This is a genomic window from Streptomyces nidicola (genome assembly GCF_050106155.1).
In the GTDB taxonomy this organism is placed as follows: domain Bacteria; phylum Actinomycetota; class Actinomycetes; order Streptomycetales; family Streptomycetaceae; genus Streptomyces.
Genome location: NZ_JBNBPI010000001.1, coordinates 2,739,417 through 2,756,783 on the forward strand (window position 1 = coordinate 2,739,417; position 17,367 = coordinate 2,756,783).

General features: G+C 71.8%; 15 protein-coding genes. 3 read left to right on the forward strand and 12 right to left on the reverse strand.

The window, feature by feature from the left end; translation table 11 throughout:
- The first annotated feature begins 281 nt into the window (after positions 1-281).
- Positions 282-740, forward strand: coding sequence for an ATP-binding protein (locus ACOKM3_RS12435; protein WP_426899894.1), 459 nt, complete (start codon positions 282-284; stop codon positions 738-740).
- Here ACOKM3_RS12435 and ACOKM3_RS12440 read toward each other — a convergent pair.
- From ACOKM3_RS12440 to ACOKM3_RS12470, 7 genes are all read right to left on the reverse strand, one after another.
- On the reverse strand, positions 700-2,178 hold the full coding sequence (locus ACOKM3_RS12440) for an amino acid permease (protein WP_426899896.1): 1,479 nt from the start codon (positions 2,176-2,178) through the stop codon (positions 700-702). The genes ACOKM3_RS12435 and ACOKM3_RS12440 overlap by 41 nt on opposite strands.
- Positions 2,179-2,297: 119 nt before the next feature.
- Complete coding sequence (gene argF, locus ACOKM3_RS12445; RefSeq protein ID WP_426899898.1) at positions 2,298-3,293, reverse strand: ornithine carbamoyltransferase; 996 nt, start codon at positions 3,291-3,293, stop codon at positions 2,298-2,300.
- Positions 3,294-3,366: 73 nt separating this feature from the next.
- The gene (locus ACOKM3_RS12450; RefSeq protein WP_426899900.1) at positions 3,367-4,977 is read right to left on the reverse strand and encodes an amidohydrolase; all 1,611 of its coding nucleotides are present in this window, start codon (positions 4,975-4,977) and stop codon (positions 3,367-3,369) included.
- A 69-nt stretch (positions 4,978-5,046) separates the two neighbouring features.
- On the reverse strand, positions 5,047-6,531 hold the full coding sequence (locus ACOKM3_RS12455; RefSeq protein WP_426899902.1) for an APC family permease: 1,485 nt from the start codon (positions 6,529-6,531) through the stop codon (positions 5,047-5,049).
- A gap of 16 nt (positions 6,532-6,547) precedes the next feature.
- Positions 6,548-7,786: an arginine deiminase gene (locus tag ACOKM3_RS12460; RefSeq protein ID WP_426899903.1), complete on the reverse strand. Its 1,239-nt coding sequence runs from the start codon at positions 7,784-7,786 to the stop codon at positions 6,548-6,550.
- Positions 7,787-7,892: 106 nt separating this feature from the next.
- Positions 7,893-10,451: a polynucleotide kinase-phosphatase gene (locus ACOKM3_RS12465; RefSeq protein ID WP_426899905.1), complete on the reverse strand. Its 2,559-nt coding sequence runs from the start codon at positions 10,449-10,451 to the stop codon at positions 7,893-7,895.
- Complete coding sequence (locus ACOKM3_RS12470; RefSeq protein WP_426899907.1) at positions 10,448-11,986, reverse strand: 3' terminal RNA ribose 2'-O-methyltransferase Hen1; 1,539 nt, start codon at positions 11,984-11,986, stop codon at positions 10,448-10,450. The genes ACOKM3_RS12465 and ACOKM3_RS12470 overlap by 4 nt, the downstream gene beginning before the upstream one ends.
- 105 nt (positions 11,987-12,091) lie before the next feature.
- Here ACOKM3_RS12470 and ACOKM3_RS12475 point away from each other — a divergent pair, with 105 nt between their 5' ends.
- Both ACOKM3_RS12475 and ACOKM3_RS12480 read left to right on the forward strand, forming a co-directional pair.
- Positions 12,092-13,015, forward strand: coding sequence for an LLM class F420-dependent oxidoreductase (locus ACOKM3_RS12475; protein WP_327672127.1), 924 nt, complete (start codon positions 12,092-12,094; stop codon positions 13,013-13,015).
- A 217-nt stretch (positions 13,016-13,232) separates the two neighbouring features.
- Positions 13,233-13,442 (forward strand): hypothetical protein, encoded by a 210-nt coding sequence (locus ACOKM3_RS12480; protein ID WP_426899909.1) that lies wholly within the window; start codon positions 13,233-13,235, stop codon positions 13,440-13,442.
- A gap of 109 nt (positions 13,443-13,551) precedes the next feature.
- On the opposite strand, the gene ACOKM3_RS12485 is transcribed toward ACOKM3_RS12480, so the two are convergent.
- From ACOKM3_RS12485 to ACOKM3_RS12505, 5 genes are all read right to left on the reverse strand, one after another.
- Positions 13,552-14,055, reverse strand: a complete 504-nt coding sequence (locus ACOKM3_RS12485; RefSeq protein ID WP_426899911.1) for a DUF6099 family protein — start codon at positions 14,053-14,055, stop codon at positions 13,552-13,554.
- A gap of 209 nt (positions 14,056-14,264) precedes the next feature.
- Positions 14,265-14,681, reverse strand: coding sequence for a nucleotide pyrophosphohydrolase (locus tag ACOKM3_RS12490; protein WP_426899913.1), 417 nt, complete (start codon positions 14,679-14,681; stop codon positions 14,265-14,267).
- Positions 14,678-15,844: an AAA family ATPase gene (locus ACOKM3_RS12495; protein WP_426899915.1), complete on the reverse strand. Its 1,167-nt coding sequence runs from the start codon at positions 15,842-15,844 to the stop codon at positions 14,678-14,680. The genes ACOKM3_RS12490 and ACOKM3_RS12495 overlap by 4 nt, the downstream gene beginning before the upstream one ends.
- Positions 15,845-16,101: 257 nt before the next feature.
- Entirely contained in the window at positions 16,102-16,482 is a 381-nt protein-coding gene (locus tag ACOKM3_RS12500) for a cell division protein SepF (protein ID WP_266718951.1), read from the reverse strand.
- A gap of 106 nt (positions 16,483-16,588) precedes the next feature.
- On the reverse strand, positions 16,589-17,347 hold the full coding sequence (locus tag ACOKM3_RS12505; protein ID WP_426906775.1) for an ABC transporter ATP-binding protein: 759 nt from the start codon (positions 17,345-17,347) through the stop codon (positions 16,589-16,591).
- Positions 17,348-17,367: the final 20 nt, after the last annotated feature.

Here is a 17,367-nt window from a genome sequence, read left to right on the forward strand (position 1 = left end):
CCTCCGGCGGGTGGCGGGCGGGCGTGCCGAGGAGGGGCCAGGGCTCTCGCGGCGGATCCTGCCGGACCCTGGACCCGTTGACCGTATCACCGCATCGTGACTGCCGTCACGAGTGCGCGATAACCGGAAAGGGTCGGACGTCCCGAGCTGCACCGACGAGAGCCTCTTTCGCCCCACGCCGTACCATTCATAAGGTTGAACGCAGGACAGTCCCCCTTGAGCCCGTTCCTCCGAGCCCGCCCCCGAGCCGCATACGCGCCCTCCGCCCCCAGGATTCCGCCGTGACTCCCTTCTCCGGTCCCCCTACGCCCACGTCGTGGCGCATAGCCCTGCCGCACACGGCCGCGGCCGTGCCGGTCGCGCGCGCCCTCGTGCGGACCGCGCTGTCCGACATCGACTCACCGGCCGCGGACGCGGACACGGCGGAGCTGCTGACGGCGGAGCTGGTGGCGAACGCGGTGGAGCACACGACCGGGGAGACGCCGATCGAGCTGGTCGTGGAGCTGCTCGACTCCGGCTGTCAGGTCGAGGTGCACGACACGGACCCGGCGCCGCCCACCGACCTCACCAATCCCGAGGACGAGGGACCGCCCGACCCCTGGCAGGAGCACGGTCGCGGCCTGCTCCTCATCCGCACGCTCAGCTCGTCGTGCGGGCACCGCCCCACCGATTCCGGCAAGGCGGTGTGGTTCACACTTCCTACCGCGGTGCCGGCGCAGCGTCCGGCGTCCGAGGCGTAGCCCCTCCGTCGCCACCGTCACCGTCACCGTCGCCGTCGCCGAGCCGCGAGTTGCGGCGGCCGTACAGCGCGTACACGAGCGCGCCCACGACGAGGAACACCGCGAACTGGACCCAGGTCGTCCAGCCCGTGCCCCAGATCAGATAGAGGCAGAAGCCGACGCCCAGGATCGGGCTGACCGGGTACAGCGGCACCCGGAACGAGCGCTTCAGACCGGGGTGCGAGCGGCGCAGCGCGATCACCGCGATGTTCACGACGACCATGGTGGCGAGCGTGCCGATGGTCGTCAGGTTGACGACGGCGTCGAGCGAGGAGAACGCGGCCGGGATCGCGAAGACGGTCGCGACGATCCACGTGTTGGCGACCGGCGTGTGCGTCTTCGGCGAGACCCGCTCGAAGACCCGCGGGATCAGCCCGTCCCGGGACATCGACATCAGGATCCGGGTCTGCCCGTACATCACCGCGAGCACGACCGAGGCGATGGCGACGACCGCGCCGAAGGCGATGACTCCCCCGCCGACGCTCGACCCGGTGACCTGGTCGACGACCAGGGAGAGCGCGGCCGGCTTGTCCCCGACGGCGTCCGCGCCGAGCGCGCCGATGGCGGCGACGGCCACGGCGACGTAGAGCAGCGTGACGATGCCGATGCAGATCAGGATCGCGAGCGGGATGTTGCGCCGCGGGTTCTTGACCTCTTCGCCCGCCGTGGTGACCGCGTCGAAGCCGATGTACGAGAAGAAGGCGAGCGAGGCACCGGAGGTGACACCGGCCATGCCGTCCTTCAGGAACGGGGTCAGATTGCCGGCCTCGAAGGCGGAGTAGGCGATCGCGCAGAACACGATCAGGATGCCGATCTTGAGCACGGCCATCGCGGCGGTCGCCCCCGCGCTCTCCCGGATCCCGCGCACCAGCAGCGTCGCGGCCATCACCATGACGAGCACGGCAGGCAGGTTGATCACCCCACCGTCGGCGGGCCCCGCGGAGAGGGCCTCGGGCAGCTGCCAACCGAAGACGCTGTCGAGCAGCTCGTTCAGATACTGGCTCCAGCCGACCGCCACGGCCGACACCGAGACGCCGTACTCCAGGAGCAGACACCAGCCCACGAGGAAGGCGACGCGCTCGCCGAGGGTCGCGTAGGCGAAGGAGTACGAGGATCCGGAGACCGGGATCGCGCTGCCCAGCTCGGCGAAGGAGAACGCCGTGAAGATGCAGGTGATCGCGGCGAGGACGAAGGAGAGGATGACGGCCGGGCCGGCCTCGGCGACCGTGTCGGACAGGCCGACGAAGATGCCGGTGCCGACGATCGCGCCGACGCCGAAGCACACGAGCTGGAAGAGCCCCATGGTGCGCTTGAGGCCGTGGCCTTCGAGGTCGGCGCCCGATTCGGCGATGAGGGACTCGGGCGACTTGATGCGCAGGCCGGACGGGGTCGGCGACATGGGGTGGTGCTCTTTTCTGGTGTGCGGTGCGGCGGGGTGTGCCGCTTGCCGGTGGGGTCGGAGAGGGTGTTCCGGCCCCACCAGTTTGAACGGTTACTCAGTGAATGCGCGGTTTGTCGCTACCGGCCGAGCGTCGCGACCATGACGGCCTTGATGGTGTGCATCCGGTTCTCCGCCTCGTCGAAGACGACGGAGTGCTCCGACTCGAAGACCTCGTCGGTGACCTCGAGGGACTCCAGGCCGTACTTGGCGTGTATCTCGCGGCCGACCTTGGTGCCCAGGTCGTGGAAGGCGGGGAGGCAGTGCAGGAACTTCACGTCCGCGTTCCCCGTGGCCCGGAGCACGTCCATCGTCACCGCGTACGGCGCGAGCGCCTTGATCCGCTCGTCCCAGATCTCCTCCGGCTCGCCCATCGACACCCATACGTCGGTGACCACGAAGTCGGCGCCGGCGACGCCCTCCTCGACGGTCTCCGTGAGCGTGATGCGGGCGCCGCTGGCGGCGGCCAGCTCGCGGGCCTTGGCGACGATCTCCTCGGCCGGCCAGTAGGCCTTCGGCGCGACGATCCGGACGTCCATGCCGAGCAGGGCGCCGGTGACGAGGTACGAGTTGCCCATGTTGAACCGGGCGTCGCCGAGGTAGGCGAAGGACATCTCGGTGAGCGGCTTGGCGCTGTGCTCGGTCATCGTGAGCACGTCGGCGAGCATCTGCGTGGGGTGCCAGTCGTCGGTCAGGCCGTTGTAGACCGGCACGCCCGCGTACTCCGCGAGCGTCTCCACGATGGCCTGCTCGTCGCCCCGGAACTCGATGGCGTCGAACATCCGGCCGAGCACGCGGGCGGTGTCCTTGCTCGACTCCTTCTTGCCGATGTGCGAGCCGGCCGGGTCGATGTACGTCGTCGACGCGCCCTGGTCGGCGGCCGCGACCTCGAAGGAGCAGCGCGTACGCGTGGACGCCTTCTCGAAGATCAGCGCCACGTTCCTGCCCTTGAGGTGCTGCGTCTCGGTCCCCGCCTTCTTGGCCGCCTTCAGCTCCGCGGCCAGGTCGACCAGGCCTCGGAACTCCTCGGCGGTGAAATCCAGCTCCTTGAGGAAGTGGCGGCCGGTGAGGTTCATTCGGGGGCTCCTGCGCATGACTCGGGGACGGGGTCGGGACAGTGGAAGTCTATACGATGTTCCACATTTCTATTCATCGTTCGCTGCGGAATGTGCTGTTCCCCACCAGCCAGGTGCCGAGCACCCGGATCTCCCGCAGCCGCATGGGCTCCACGGCTCGCGGGTCCGCCGACAGCCACACCAGGTCGGCGGGGGCTCCCGGCACGAGCGCGGCGCGGTCGTCGGCGAACGCCTGGTGCGCCGAGCCCGCCGTGTACGCGTCCAGCGCCTCCTCGACCGTCAGCCGCTGATGGGGCAGCCAGCCGCCCTCCGGCTCCCCGTCGAAGGTCCGCCGGGTCACCGCGACCTGGATCCCCTCCAGCGGCTCGTACGAGCTGACCGGCCAGTCGCTGCCGAACGAGAGCCGCGCGCCTCCACGCTCCAGGTCGCCCATCGGGTACTGGAGCGCCGAGCGCTTGTCGCCGATGCGCGGGACGGACAGCACGGTCTGGAGCGGGTCGGGCTGCGCCCACAGCGGCTCGAAGTTGGCGATCACGCCGAGTTCGGCGAAGCGCGGCAGGTCGGCGGGGTCGACGAGCTGGACGTGGGTGATCACGGGGCGCCTGTCCCACGCCTCGTTGGCCCGCGTCGCCGACTCGATCGCGTCGAGCGCGGAGCGCACTCCGGCGTCGCCGATGGCGTGGATGTGGATCTGGAAGCCGTCCGCGTCGAACGCCCGCACCGCCTCGGCCAGCGCCGACGGCTCCCAGACGGGCATCCCGCAGCTGTGCGGCGCGTCGTCGTACGGCTCCAGGAGCGCGGCGGTGCCGCCCTCGATGACGCCGTCCCCGAAGAACTTCACGGTGCGGGCGGTGAGCAGGTCGCCGCCCTCGGCCTCGACGCGCTGCCGGGCCTCTCGGAAGCCGGCCCGCTGCTCGCGCCAGCGGTCCGGGTCGGCGCGCTGGGCGAGGTTCACACGGAAGCGGAGGGCGTCGCGACGGACGGCCTCCAGGTAGGCGTCGACCATCTCCGGCTCCACCCACGCGTCCTGGACCCACGTCAGGCCCGCCCGCGCGTACGCGTCCCCGGCCACGCCGATGGCGTCGACCAGCTCGTCCAGGGGACGGCCCGGCACCCGGTCGAGCACCAGGTCGCAGGCGTGCCACTCGCGCAGGGTGCCCATCGGGGTGCCGTCGGGGCGGCGCACGATCCAGCCCAGGCGCGGCTCCGGCGTCGTCGTGCCCACCCCGGCGCGGCGCAGCGCCTCGGTGTTGCACCACACCGTGTGGTAGTCGTACGCGCGCAGCACGACGGGGCGGTCCGGGACGGCGGCGTCCAGCCAGCGGGCGTCGAACTCGCCGTCGGGGACGAGCGTCGGGTCGTAGCTGGCGCCGACGATCCACTCCTCCTCGGGGTGCGCCTCGGCCCACCGCCCGACCTCGGCGGCTATCTCCTCGACGGAGCCCAACTCCTTGATCTGCGGGCCGAAGTGCTCCAGTCCGCCGAAGAGGGGGTGGGCGTGGCCGTCGCCGAAGGAGGGCATCAGGAGCCCGCCGTCGCCGAGGTCGAGCACCTCGTCGGCGGTGACGGCCAGCGCCTCGGCCTCCGCCCCCAGGGCGACGATCCGGCCGTCCCGCACGGCGAGGGCGGTGACATCGCCGTACGCCTCGCTTCCGGTGCGGACGGTTCCGCGGAGTACCAGCACGTGCATGGTCCTTTCATGGTCCTTTCGATGCGGTGGTCGGACGCGCTCGGCGTCGACTCGGTGCGATGGTCAGACGCGCTCGGCGTCGACGGTGGTCAGTCGGGCGTACGCGGCCGGGTCGCGGCGCCGCACGCGCAGCGCGACGGCGACACCGAGCGCGAACAGCACCGGCAGCGGCGCCAGCAGCACCGCGTTGACGCCCGGTGCCGCGCCGGTGAGCAGGTCGAGGTTGACGCACGCCAACCCGATGAGCACAGCGAGCCCGGCGAAGGAGAGCAGCGGCGCGAGCACCACCCGCCACGCGGGCAGCCCGCGCCGGTCGCGGCGGAAGAACCCGTACACCGCGAGCGCGGCGCAGGCCTGCATCAGCATCACGCCGAGGATGCCGGTGCCGTTGGTCCACAGGAACGTGACGCTGTACGGGTCCACTCCCGCGAGCAGCGTCACGACGACCGTGAGCAGGGCGATCGCCGACTGCACGACGACCGCGACGGCGGGCGAGCCGGTGCGGGCGGTGACCCGGCCGAGGCTGCGTGGCAGCAGGCCCTCGCGGCCGAGGGCGTAGAAGTACCTGGTGGCGCCGTTGTGGAAGGCGAGGGTGGCGGCGAAGGCGCTGGTGATGATCAGGAGGTGCATGGCGTCGGCGGCCCAGGCCCCGGCGAACCGCTCGGTGGCGGTGAACACCATGTCGGCGCCGCCGTCCCCGTTCGCGACCCTCTGCGCGTCGGCGGCCCCGTACGCGTTGATGATCATCCAGACCGTGAACGTATAGAAGAGCGCGAGGAACGCGACGGCTATGTAGGTGGCGCGCGGCACCGTGCGCTCCGGCTCGCGGGCCTCCTCGGCGTAGATCGCGGTCGCCTCGAAGCCGACGAACGCGCCGATGGCGAGGACGAACATGCCGCCGACGCCGCCGTTCGCGAGATGGCCGGGCGACAGGACGCCGAACTCCGGGCCGTGCGGTCCGCCGCCGTGCGCGAACACGCCCGCCTCGAACACCAGCAGGACGAGCACTTCGAGTACGAGCGCGACGCCCAACACCTTGGCGCTGAGCGTGACTTTGAGGTACCCGAGCACACCGATGGCGACGATTCCGGCGAGCGCCCAGGCCCACCAGGGGATCAGTACGCCGGTCAGGTCCTGGAAGCCCGACTCGGTGAACCAGCCGAAGGCGGCGAGGAGTCCGACCTCGATCGCGTTGTACGCGAGCAGCGCGACGTACGCGGAACCGACACCGGCGGGGCGGCCGAGGCCCCGGCCGATGTACGCGTAGAAGGCGCCGGCGTTGCGCACGTAGCGGCTCATCGCGGTGAAGCCGGCGGCGAAGACGATCAGGAGCAGGCCGGAGACGAGATAGCCGAGCGGCGCGCCGCGGCCCGCCATCCCGATGGCCAGCGGGGCCACGCCCGCCATGACGGTCAGCGGCGCCGCGGCGGCCACGACGAAGAAGACCAGGTCGCCGGTGCCGATGGCGCCCTTCTCCAGAGTGGGGGCAGGAGTGGGGGCGGAGGCGGAGGCGGCCGCGCCCGGTTCGGTCTCGGTGGACGACGTCACAACGAATGCCTTTCGGCTAGGGGACGTTGACGGGGTCCCGCTCGACCGGGCAGCTCATGCAGCGCGGGCCGCCGCGACCCCGCCCCAGTTCGCTGCCCGGGATCTCGATGACCTCGATCCCCTGCTTGCGCAGGAACGTGTTCGTCGTGGCGTTCCGCTCGTACGCGACGACGACACCCGGCTCGACGGCGAGCACGTTGCAGCCGTCGTCCCACTGCTCGCGCTCCGCGGCGTGCACGTCCTGCGTCGCGGTCAGCACCCGGATGTCGGGAATCCCGAGCGCGGCGGCGATCGCCCGGTGCATGTGCTCGGGCGGATGGTCGGTGACCTTCAACTCCGCGCCGGACGAGCCCGGTTCGATGGTGTACGAGCGCAGCATGCCGAGCCCCGCGTACTGCGTGAACGTATCGCCGTCGACCATCGTCATGACCGTGTCGAGGTGCATAAAGGCGCGTCTCTTCGGCATGTCGAGGGCGACGATGGTGCGCGCCGAGCCCGCCGCGAACAGCTTGTGCGCGAGCATCTCCACGGCCTGCGGCGTGGTCCGCTCGCTCATCCCGATGAGGACGGCGCCCTGCCCGATGACGAGTACGTCGCCGCCCTCGATGGTCGACGGATAGTCCGCCTGCCCCTCGGACCAGACGTGGAAGCCGTCCTGCGCGTCCCGGAACAGCGGGTGGTGCCGGTAGATCGCTTCGAAGTGGACGGTCTCGCGCTGCCGGGCCGGCCAGCGCATCGCGTTGATGGACACCCCGTCGTAGATCCAGGCCGAGGTGTCGCGGGTGAACAGGTGGTTGGGCAGCGGGCCGAGCAGGAAGTCGTCGAGCTCCATGACGTGGAAGCGCACGGAGGTCGGCTCCGAGTGCGCCGCCAGGAACTCGCGCTTCGTCATCCCGCCGATGAGCGCCTCGGCGAGCTCCGTGGACGGCAGTGTCTCGAAGGCCTCCCGCAGGTGGCCCGTGGCGAGCGGGCCGTACTCCTTCTCGTCGAAGACCCGGTCCAGGACGAGGGCGCGGGCGGCGTCGACGTCCAGGGCCTCGGTGAGCAGGTCGCCGAAGAGGTGCACGTCGACGCCGCGGTCGCGCAGCACGTCGGCGAACCCGTCGTGCTCCTGGCGGGCCCGGCGGACCCACAGGACGTCGTCGAAGAGCAACTGGTCCTTATTGCTGGGCGTGAGCCGCTTCAGCTCCAGATCGGGCCGATGCAGAATCACTCGGCGCAGGCGGCCGGCCTCGGAGTCGACGTGGAATCCCATGTGTCCATCCTTACCCGCCGCACCGATTCAAGCCCCTGCGGCGATTGAGCAGCGGGGTCCGGGGCAGAGCCCCGAGGGCGCGACCACGGTGCGACGGGAGGAGACGTCAGAGCCGAGGATCGACCGGTTCCGACTCCAGCGCCAGGACCGCGAACACCGCCTCGTGCACCCGCCACAACGGCTCCCCCTCCGCGAGCCGGTCCAGGGCCTCCAGGCCCAACCCGTACTCACGGATCGCCAACGACCGCTTGTGCCCGAGGAACCGCTGCCGAAGCTTCGCCAGGTTCTCCGGCCGCGTGTACTCCGGCCCGTAGATGATCCGGAGGTACTCGCGCCCACGGCACTTCACCCCCGGCTGCACGAGCCGCCCCTTCGCGTCCCGCACCAGCGCCCCGACCGGCTTGACGACCATGCCCTCGCCGCCCCGCCCGGTCATCTCCAGCCACCAGTCGACCCCGGCCCGCACCGACTCGGCGTCCCCCGTGTCGACGTACAGCCGCCGCGTCGTCTGCAACAGCCCCGTCCTGTCGTGCGCGACGACCCGGTCGATGAGCGCGAGCTGCTCGTCGTGCGGCAGCCCGGCGAGCGAGCGGCCCCGCGCGGCCAGGATCTGGAACGGCGCGAGCCGCACCCCGTCGAGCCCGTCCGTGCTCCAGCAGTAGCGCCGGTACGCGTCCGTGAACGCGGCGGCGTCGGCCGCCCGGCCCCGCTGACGCTCCAGCAGATCGCCCACGTCGACGCCCCGCGCGGCCGCCGCCTCCAGCGCCCCGAGCGCGCTCGGGAACACGGCACCGGAGGCCGCACCCACCGCCGCGTACTGCGCCCGCAGCAGCCCGGACGCCTTGAGCGACCACGGCATCAACTCGGCGTCGAGCAGCACCCAGTCAGTGTCGAGCTCCGCCCAGAGGCCCGCGGCGGTGACGGCGTCCCGCACCCGTCCGATGACCGCCTCGGTGGTCTCCGTGTCGTCGAAGAACGGCCGCCCGGTGCGCGTGTAGACCGAACCGGTGACCGGCCCTCCGCTCTCCTCGGAGACCCCGAAGCGCTCCCGCGCCGCCTCCGCGTCCCGGCACACCAGCACCACGGCCCGCGAACCCATGTGCTTCTCCTCGCACACGACCCGCTCCACACCGTCGGCCGCGTACTGGGCGAACGCCTCGGCCGGGTGCTCCAGGTAGCCGTCCTGCGAGGACGTCGCGGTCGGCGCCATCGTCGGCGGCAGGTACGGCACCAGCCGCGGGTCGACCGCGAACCGGCTCATGACCTCGAGCGCCGCCGCCGCGTTCTCCTCGCGTACGGTGACCCGGCCGGTGTGCCGCGTCTCCACGCTGCGGCGGCCGTGCACATCGGCGAGGTCCAGCGGCCGCCCCTCGTGCCCGCCCGGCGCCTCGGTCGCCAGCGGCCTGGTCGGCTCGTACCAGACCTGCTCGGCCGGTACGTCGACCAGCTCGCGCTCGGGCCAGCGCAGCGCGGTGAGCTTCCCGCCGAACACGGCGCCGGTGTCGAGGCAGATCGTGTTGTTGAGCCACGTGGCGGTCGGCACCGGGGTGTGGCCGTAGACCACCGCAGCCTTCCCGCGGTACTCCTCCGCCCACGGGTAGCGCACCGGCAGCCCGAACTCGTCGGTCTCGCCGGTCGTGTCCCCGTACAGCGCGTGCGAGCGGACCCGCCCCGACGTGCGGCCGTGGTACTTCTCGGGCAGCCCGGCGTGACACACGACGAGCTTCCCGCCGTCGAGGACGTAGTGGCTGACCAGGCCCTCGACGAACGTACGCACCTCCGCGCGGAACTCCTCGCTCTCCCCGCCCAGCTGCTCGACCGTCTCGGCGAGGCCGTGCGTGTGCTGCACGTTGCGCCCCTTCATCCAACGGCCCAGCTTGTTCTCGTGGTTGCCGGGCACGCACAGCGCGGTGCCGGCCTTCACCATGCCCATCACGCGGCGCAGCACACCGGGTGTGTCGGGGCCGCGGTCGACGAGGTCGCCGACGAACACGGCGGTCCGGCCCTCGGGGTGCTCCCCGTCCACATAGCCCAACTTGCCGAGCAGGGTGTCGAGTTCGCTCGCGCATCCGTGGACGTCGCCGATGATGTCGAACGGTCCCGTGAGGTGCGTCAGATCGTTGAACCGCTTCTCACGCACGACACTCGCGCCCTCGACCTGCTCGACGCCGCGCAGCACGTGCACCTTGCGGAAGCCCTCGCGCTCCAAGTGCTTGAGGGAGCGCCGCAGTTCGCGGGTGTGCCGGGTGATGACGCGGCGCGGCATGTCGGCGCGGTCGGTCCGCCCGGCGTTCCTCGCGGCGCACACATCCTCCGGTACATCGAGCACGATGGCGATGGGCAGCACGTCGTACTTCCGCGCCAGGTCGACCAGTTGACGGCGGGCGTCCTGCTGGACGTTGGTCGCGTCGACGACCGTCAGGCGCCCGGCCGCGAGCCGCTTGCCCGCGATGTAGTGCAGCACGTCGAAGGCGTCACGGCTGGCTCCCTGGTCGTTCTCGTCGTCGGCCACCAGGCCGCGGCAGAAGTCGCTGGAGATCACCTCGGTCGGCTTGAAGTGGGCGTGCGCGAACGTGGACTTGCCCGAGCCGGACGCGCCGACCAGCACGACGAGGGCGAGGTCGGTGACGGGCAGCACGCGCCCTGTGGTGTCGGTGGTGTTCATACGGCCTTCGCCCCCTTCTCGTTCCTGGCTGTGGCCTCTGTCGTGCCTGTGGTGTCTGCGGTGGCTGCGATGTGTGTGGTGTCTGCGGTGTCTGCGGTCTTGGTCGTCGTGAACACCGCCATCTGTGTGGGCGGCCCCACCTCCGGGTCGTCGTCCCCCACCGGCACGTACCGCACGGCGTATCCGTGCCGCGTGGCGACCCGCTCCGCCCAGTCGCGGAACTCGGCCCGCGTCCACTCGAACCGGTGGTCCCCGTGCCGGGCGTGCCCCTCGGGCAGGGACTCCCAGCGGACGTTGTACTCGACGTTCGGCGTGGTCACGACGACCGCCCGGGGCCGCGCCGCACCGAACACCGCGTACTCGAGCGCGGGCAGCCGCGGCAGGTCGAGGTGCTCGACGACCTCGCTGAGCACCGCGGCGTCGTACCCCTTGAGCCGCTTGTCGGTGTACGCGAGCGAGCCCTGCATGAGCTGTACGCGGGAGGCCTGCCGCTCGCCCATCCGCTCCAGCCTGAGCCGCCGGGACGCGACGGTGAGCGCACGCATCGACACGTCGACGCCCACGATCTCGGTGAACCGCACGTCCTTCAGCAGCTCCTGCACCAACTGGCCCTGCCCACAGCCCAGATCGAGCACCCGGGCGGCGCCGGACTCCCGGAGCGCGGCGAGGATCGCCTCCCGGCGCCGCACCGCCAGCGGCACGGGACGCTCCTCGGTGTCGCTCTCCTCGTCCACGGCGTTGTCGATCTCGTCGACGTCCGTGTCGTCGGCGTCCGCGAGCCTGGCCAGCTCAAGTCGCTCCATGGCCTGCCGGGTCAGCGACCAGCGCCGCGACAGATACCTGCCGACGATCAGCTTCTGCTCGGGGTGCTCGGGCAGCCAGCCCTCCCCCGCGCGCAACAGCTTGTCGACCTCGTCGGCCGACACCCAGTAGTGCTTGGCGTCGTCGAGCACCGGCAGCAGCACATACAGGTGCCGCAGCGCGTGCGCGAGCCGCAACTCGCCCTCCAGGACGAGCCGCACATAACGCGAGTCACCCCACTCCGGGAACTGCTCGTCCAGCGGGACGGCCGTCGCCTCGACCGTCCATCCCAGCGGCTCGAACAGCTTCCTTACGAGGTCGGGCCCGCCCCGCGCCGGCAGCGCGGGCACCTCGATGCGCAGCGGCAACGCCTGCTCGGCGCGCTCCGGGCGGGCCTTGCAGGCACCGCGCAGCGCGCTGGAGAACACATTGCTCAACGCGACGGCCAGCAGCGACGACGCGGCGTACGGCCGGTCGTTGACGTACTGCGCGAGCGCCGCGTCGGGCGCGCCGCCCCGCCCCTTGCCCCTGCCCCGCCGGGCCAGCGCCACGGGGTCCACTTCCAGCAGCAGCGCGGCCGTGCACCGCTCGTCGCCGGCCTCGGGGTAGAGGACGTGCGCGGTGCCGTGCGCCGTGCTGAAGGCCTGGGCGTTCGCTGGATGCTTGTGCAGCAGAAAGCCCAGGTCGGTGGCCGGATTCGCGGCATTGCCGGTGGTCGAGATCGTCAGAAGCACACGGCCGAGTATGGCTCCGACCCCGCGCTCCCCACCATGGGTTTTCGCCCGCTCGACGGCGTCCGCATCATCGAAGCGCGCACCCCTGACCTGCATGATGGGTGCATGGATCTTCGCGTATTCACCGAACCGCAGCAGGGTGCGACCTACGAGACGCTGCTCCGCGTCGCCAAGGCCGCCGAGGACTTGAACTATGGAGCATTTTTTCGCTCGGACCACTACCTCCACATGGGCCCCGTCGACGGCCTGCCCGGGCCCACGGACGCCTGGACGACGCTCGCCGGCCTCGCCCGGGAGACGAGCCGGATCCGGCTCGGCACGCTGATGACGGCCGGCACCTTCCGGCTGCCGGGCGTGCTCGCCATCCAGGTCGCGCAGGTCGACCAGATGTCCGGCGGCCGCGTCGAGCTGGGGCTCGGCTCCGGCTGGTACGAGGAGGAGCACTCCGCGTACGGCATCCCGTTCCCGAAGGAGAAGTTCGGCCGCCTCGAGGAGCAGCTCGCCATCGTGACGGGCCTGTGGGAGACGCCGGTCGGGCAGCGCTTCAACTACGACGGAACCTTCTACCAGTTGAAGGACTCCCCCGCCCTGCCCAAGCCCACCCAGCCGCGCGTCCCGATCCTCATCGGCGGCCACGGCGCCAAGAAGACCCCGGCGCTCGCCGCGAAGTACGCCACCGAGTTCAACATCCCCTTCGCCTCGATCGCCGACACGGAGCAGCAGTTCAAGCGCGTGAAGGCCGCGGCCGGCGAGCACGGTCGCGCCCAGGACGCGCTCACCTACTCCAACGCCCTCATCGCCTGCGTCGGCCGCACCGACGCCGAGGTCAAGCGCCGCGCGGACGCGATCGGCCGCGACGTCGACGAACTCAAGGCCAACGGCCTCGCCGGCTCCCCCGCCGAGGTCGTCGAACGCCTCGCCGCATACCAGTCCGTGGGCTCCCAACGGATGTACCTCCAGATGCTCGACCTCGACGACCTGGACCACTTGGAACTGATCGCCTCCGAGGTGGCGACACAGCTGAGCTGAGCGGGCGCGCCGCTCCTTCGGCCCCGCCGCCACGGTCGGGTGAAATCGCGTCAACCCGGCGCGTGGTGGCGGGGGCGCCCAGTGACCCGGCCCCGGTCGTGATCGTTGACTCGGGCGGAGCCGGACCGCCCGGCACCCGCGCCGGCGGTCGCTGCCGGGCGTCACGATTGCGTCAACTCCCCTCCCGCTCGGGAGGGCGAGGGCCGAGGAGGCCGCCATGTCCCAGGAAGCCGCGCCCGATGAGGCCGTGCACGATGAGGCCGCGCACGACACGTCCACGCCGGAGCAGGAAGGCGCACCCAAGGGTCTGCTGCAGCAGATGGAAGAGCTGATGGCCGCGCTCAACGCCGACCTGACGCAGCTCGACGCCGACCTCCAACAGCCGCCCAGGACTTCGCCACAGCCACCGGCCGGCGAGGACGTCTGAGCGGGACGCTCCCCGCGTCAGGCGCATGCCACGTCAGGCGCCCGCCTCGTCAGCCGGGGTCGGCGCCGGGGCCGGGCCCACCCGGGGCGCCGTTCTTAGCCCGTCGGTCTCACGCCGCCGAGTCCGAGTCCGGTTCCGGTGCGGGCTCCCGGTCGGCGAGGGGCAGCGCGCGGCAGCCCTCCGGGAGCCGCCGCAGTATCTCGAGGATTCTGTCCCTCGACTCGTCCGCCGCGTCGATCGCCTCCATGCACTGCCAATAGGCCCCCTCCTCGAACGACTCGCTCGCCACCCCGACGAGCGCGATGCCCACGTCACCGAGGAGTACGCCGAGATCCATCAACGCCCGGTGCACATCGCCCAGTTCGGTCAGTTGCGCCGCCCGTATCCCGCCGGCCCCCACGACCGGCGTCGCCGAACCCCCGCTGCCGCGCGCCCCCGCCTCGCTCAGTCCCAGCGCCTCGCCTCGTAACTCCGGCGGCCCCTGCATCGCGAGGCGACTCCCTATCGCCTGCGCCAAAGCCTGTGCCTGCCACGCCTCCCTCATGATGTCCCGCGGGTCCTGGCTCTCCGCCAGGGCCCGTCGGCCGACCCCGATGAGCCGCACCGCATCCATCGCGTCCCCGTCCGTCTCCCGCCCGAACTCCTTCGTCCACTACTAAGAGTGAAGGCATGAGCGGCGAAAAGCCAGGGGAAGCCCGAAATCTGTGGACACAACGTTCAATGTGGATAAGTCGACGACTCCGGAGAGTGACATTTGGTGCGTCGGCGGGCAGTTGACGGGGGCGGGGCATCCGCCCCACCCGACGCCCGCGCCCCACACCTCTACCCGGCGCCCTCGCCCCGCGCCGGGAACCGCCGCTCGTTGCGGTCGATCTTCGCCGACAGTGCGGCCAGCGCGTCGATGCCCAGCACCTCGCACAGTTGCAGCAGGTACGCGAGGACGTCGGCGACCTCGTCCTCGACGCGGTGGGCCGATTCCGGGTCCTCCATCACGCGGGCCGACTGCTCGGGGGTCAACCACTGGAAGATCTCGACCAGTTCGGAGGCCTCGACGCTCAGCGCGGCCGCCAGGTTCTTCGGCGTGTGGAAGGGCTGCCAGTCGCGGGCGACCGCGAACCGGGCGAGGCGCGCCTGCAGGGTGGCCACGTCGAGCGGTCGGGTTCCTTCACGGTCGTCGCCCGCACGGCGGGGTTCTTCACGGTCATCCGCACGGCGGGTTTCTTCACGTTCCTCGTTCATCGCCCCAGGTCTACCATCGCCGCCCCCTCCGCCCGCGCTCCCCTCTCCGCCGCGGAGCCCTCGCCCACAGCGGCGACGAGCCGGATGTGGCCGCGGGCGCACATACGGGCGGCCAGCGCGGTGAGTTCGGCGCACTGGGCGCGGTCGAGGCCGCGGTCGAAGCCGTCCGCGAGGACGGTCAGGCTCTGGTACGCCTCCGGGACCTCGGCCGCCGCGTCGACGGCGAGCACCCGGGGCCCGGTGAGCAGGACGAGCGCGAGGGCGAGGTACCTCAACTCGCCGTCCCCGAGCCGCTCGACGGGGCTGGTGACCCCGCCACCCCGGTCCACGACGGCGCGCACGGATCCGTTGGCCGCGGTCTCGGCGCGTACGTCGGTCACCGGTCCCACGAGGCCCGCGCGGGCCGCCGCGACGAGCAGCGCGTGCCGGGTCCCGCACTCGGCTCCGGTGCGGCGCAGTACGGCGGCGAGGTTGCCGCAGCCGCCGTGCAGCCGGTCGGCCGCCGCGGGGGCCGGGGTGCGCATCCGCGTGGGGTCGGGGTCGCAGGCGAAGGTGGAGCGCAGGCCGACGACGACCTGTTCGGCCGCGGCGAGCACCTTGCGCTGCCCTTCGGTGCGGCCCGCGACGCGCAGCGGGAGCATGGCCGTGCCGAGCAGGTCGTCGGGGAGCGGTCCGCGGGTCACAGGCACGGAACCCGCGGTGTGCCAGGCGGCCTGGACGTCGCGGCGGCCGGGGTCGCGCAGGGCGGTCTGCAGGTAGGTGATGTCGGGCCCGGTCAACCGTTCACCGACGACGCGGAGTTCGGGTTCGGCCTGGACGGCCAGGTCGAGTCGTACGGGTCCCATCGGGCCCTCGACGGTACAGCCGATGTGGAACCCGCGGCGGCGCTCGGCGTCGGGTCGCGCGCGCTCGGGAACGTAGGCGTGGGGGTCGGGGAACACGTCCGCCAGGTGTGCGCCGCCGCCGAGTCCGGCGAGCGCCGCGAAGGCGCGCAGCGCGCTGGTCTTGCCGCTGCCGCTGGGTCCGTACAGGGTGGTGAACGGGCCGAGGGGGACGATGGTGCCGCGGTGCCGGGCGAAGGCGGCGAGCCTGAGCCGGGTCACGCGGGGGCGGTCGGGGGACGCGCCGGGGAGCGGGGGTGCGTCGCGCCGGGGCACGGTCATGGGTTGAACGTAGGGGTCCGCTCGGCGCAGAACCGTTTGCGCGGAGCGGCCTTCCTACGATCGGGGGACTATGCCCGTCGGGCTTGCCCCGCCGATGACCCTACGGTCAGCCGGGGTTACGGCCTCGGGGCTCTGCCCCGGACCCCGCGCCTCAAGCGCCGACGGGGCTAGATTTTGCCGAACCGGCGTTGCGGCCTCGGGGCTCTGCCCGGGCCCCGCGGGCTCTCGTCCCAGAGCGGGGATCAACTGTGGCTCGGCTACGAGACCGCGCCCTGCACCAACCCCTGAACCTCCGTACCAGGAGGGGCCAGGAGGAAGACGTTGCGGTCGACGCGGTGCATGCCGCAGCCGAGGCCGAGGACGACGCCGCTGCTGAAGTCCAGGACGCGCTTGGCGACTTCGGTCTCGGCGCCGGTGAGGTCGAGCAGTACCGGGATGCCGGACATGACGGTCTCGGCGACCTCGCGGGCGTCACCGAAGACGTTGACCCGCAGGACGACGAAGCGGCGGCGCGGTTCGGTCTCCGCTTCCGGCATCGCCCGGTGGTCGACGGCTGACGGCCACTCGTTGCGGCTGCGCAGCGGCACGACCTGGGCGAGACCTTCCCACTGTTCGTCGGTGACGTCGTGGCTGTTCAGTTCCCCCACCCCGTTTGGGCTCGCACTCGTGTCTGTACGGCCCAATTCTTACGTCATGTAACCCGTTCGGCCCAACACCGACACGGTCCGGGACCCGTGCGTCCGGTCACACTTGGTCACCGGAGCGCGCCAGCCAGCGCCCGGCGTGCCGGGTGACCTCGATGGGGCGGCCGAAGCAGGAGGTCATCCGGTCCTTGGTCAGCACCTCGTCCACGGCGCCACGGGCGAGGACGCGGCCCTCGCGCAGCAGGAGGGCGTGGCTGATGGCCGGGGAGAGCTCTTCGAGGTGGTGGGTGACGGTCACCGTCGCCAACTCGGGTCGGCCTTCCGCGATGTGACGCATCGTGTCGATGAGGTCCTCGCGCGAGGGCAGGTCGAGCGCGTTGAACGGCTCGTCGAGCAGGAGCAGCGCCGGGTCCGCCATGAGGGCGCGGGCGATGAGGAGGCGGGCGCGCTGGCCGCCGGAGCACACCCCGTACGGACGGTCGGCGAGCTCCTTGATCTGGAGTTCGGCGAGCAGCGCGTGGGCCCGCTCGCGCACCTCGTCGTCGTACGACTTCCAGAGCGGCTGGACGGTGCCGCTGTGGCCGGTGAGGACGACGGTGTGCCCCGGCAGGTCCGGGGGGACGCGCTGCGAGGTGGAGACGTGCCCGATGAGCGCGCGCAGCTCGCGGACGTCGACGCGACCGAGCCGGTGGCCGAGGACCTCGACGGTGCCGGTGGTGGGGAAGTTCGTGGCGCCGACGATCCGCAGGATGCTGGTCTTGCCGGCGCCGTTCGGGCCGAGCAGCGCCCAGTGCTCGCCGGAGCGGACCGTCCAGTCGATGCCGTCGAGGATGACCTGGCCGGTGGTGTAGCGGCGCATGCTGACGCCGTCGAGGGCTG

What these genes read in the sequence shown, in the direction of transcription:
- ACOKM3_RS12440 (WP_426899896.1), bottom strand. Translation starts at nt 2,178, where the DNA reads ATGTCGCCGACCCCGTCCGGCCTGCGCATCAAGTCGCCCGAGTCCCTC.
- argF (WP_426899898.1), bottom strand. Translation starts at nt 3,293, where the DNA reads ATGAACCTCACCGGCCGCCACTTCCTCAAGGAGCTGGATTTCACCGCC.
- ACOKM3_RS12460 (WP_426899903.1), bottom strand. Translation starts at nt 7,786, where the DNA reads ATGGGATTCCACGTCGACTCCGAGGCCGGCCGCCTGCGCCGAGTGATT.
- ACOKM3_RS12465 (WP_426899905.1), bottom strand. Translation starts at nt 10,451, where the DNA reads ATGAACACCACCGACACCACAGGGCGCGTGCTGCCCGTCACCGACCTC.
- ACOKM3_RS12475 (WP_327672127.1), top strand. Translation starts at nt 12,092, where the DNA reads ATGGATCTTCGCGTATTCACCGAACCGCAGCAGGGTGCGACCTACGAG.
- ACOKM3_RS12480 (WP_426899909.1), top strand. Translation starts at nt 13,233, where the DNA reads ATGTCCCAGGAAGCCGCGCCCGATGAGGCCGTGCACGATGAGGCCGCG.
- ACOKM3_RS12485 (WP_426899911.1), bottom strand. Translation starts at nt 14,055, where the DNA reads ATGGATGCGGTGCGGCTCATCGGGGTCGGCCGACGGGCCCTGGCGGAG.
- ACOKM3_RS12490 (WP_426899913.1), bottom strand. Translation starts at nt 14,681, where the DNA reads ATGAACGAGGAACGTGAAGAAACCCGCCGTGCGGATGACCGTGAAGAA.
- ACOKM3_RS12495 (WP_426899915.1), bottom strand. Translation starts at nt 15,844, where the DNA reads ATGACCGTGCCCCGGCGCGACGCACCCCCGCTCCCCGGCGCGTCCCCC.
- ACOKM3_RS12505 (WP_426906775.1), bottom strand. Translation starts at nt 17,347, where the DNA reads ATGCGCCGCTACACCACCGGCCAGGTCATCCTCGACGGCATCGACTGG.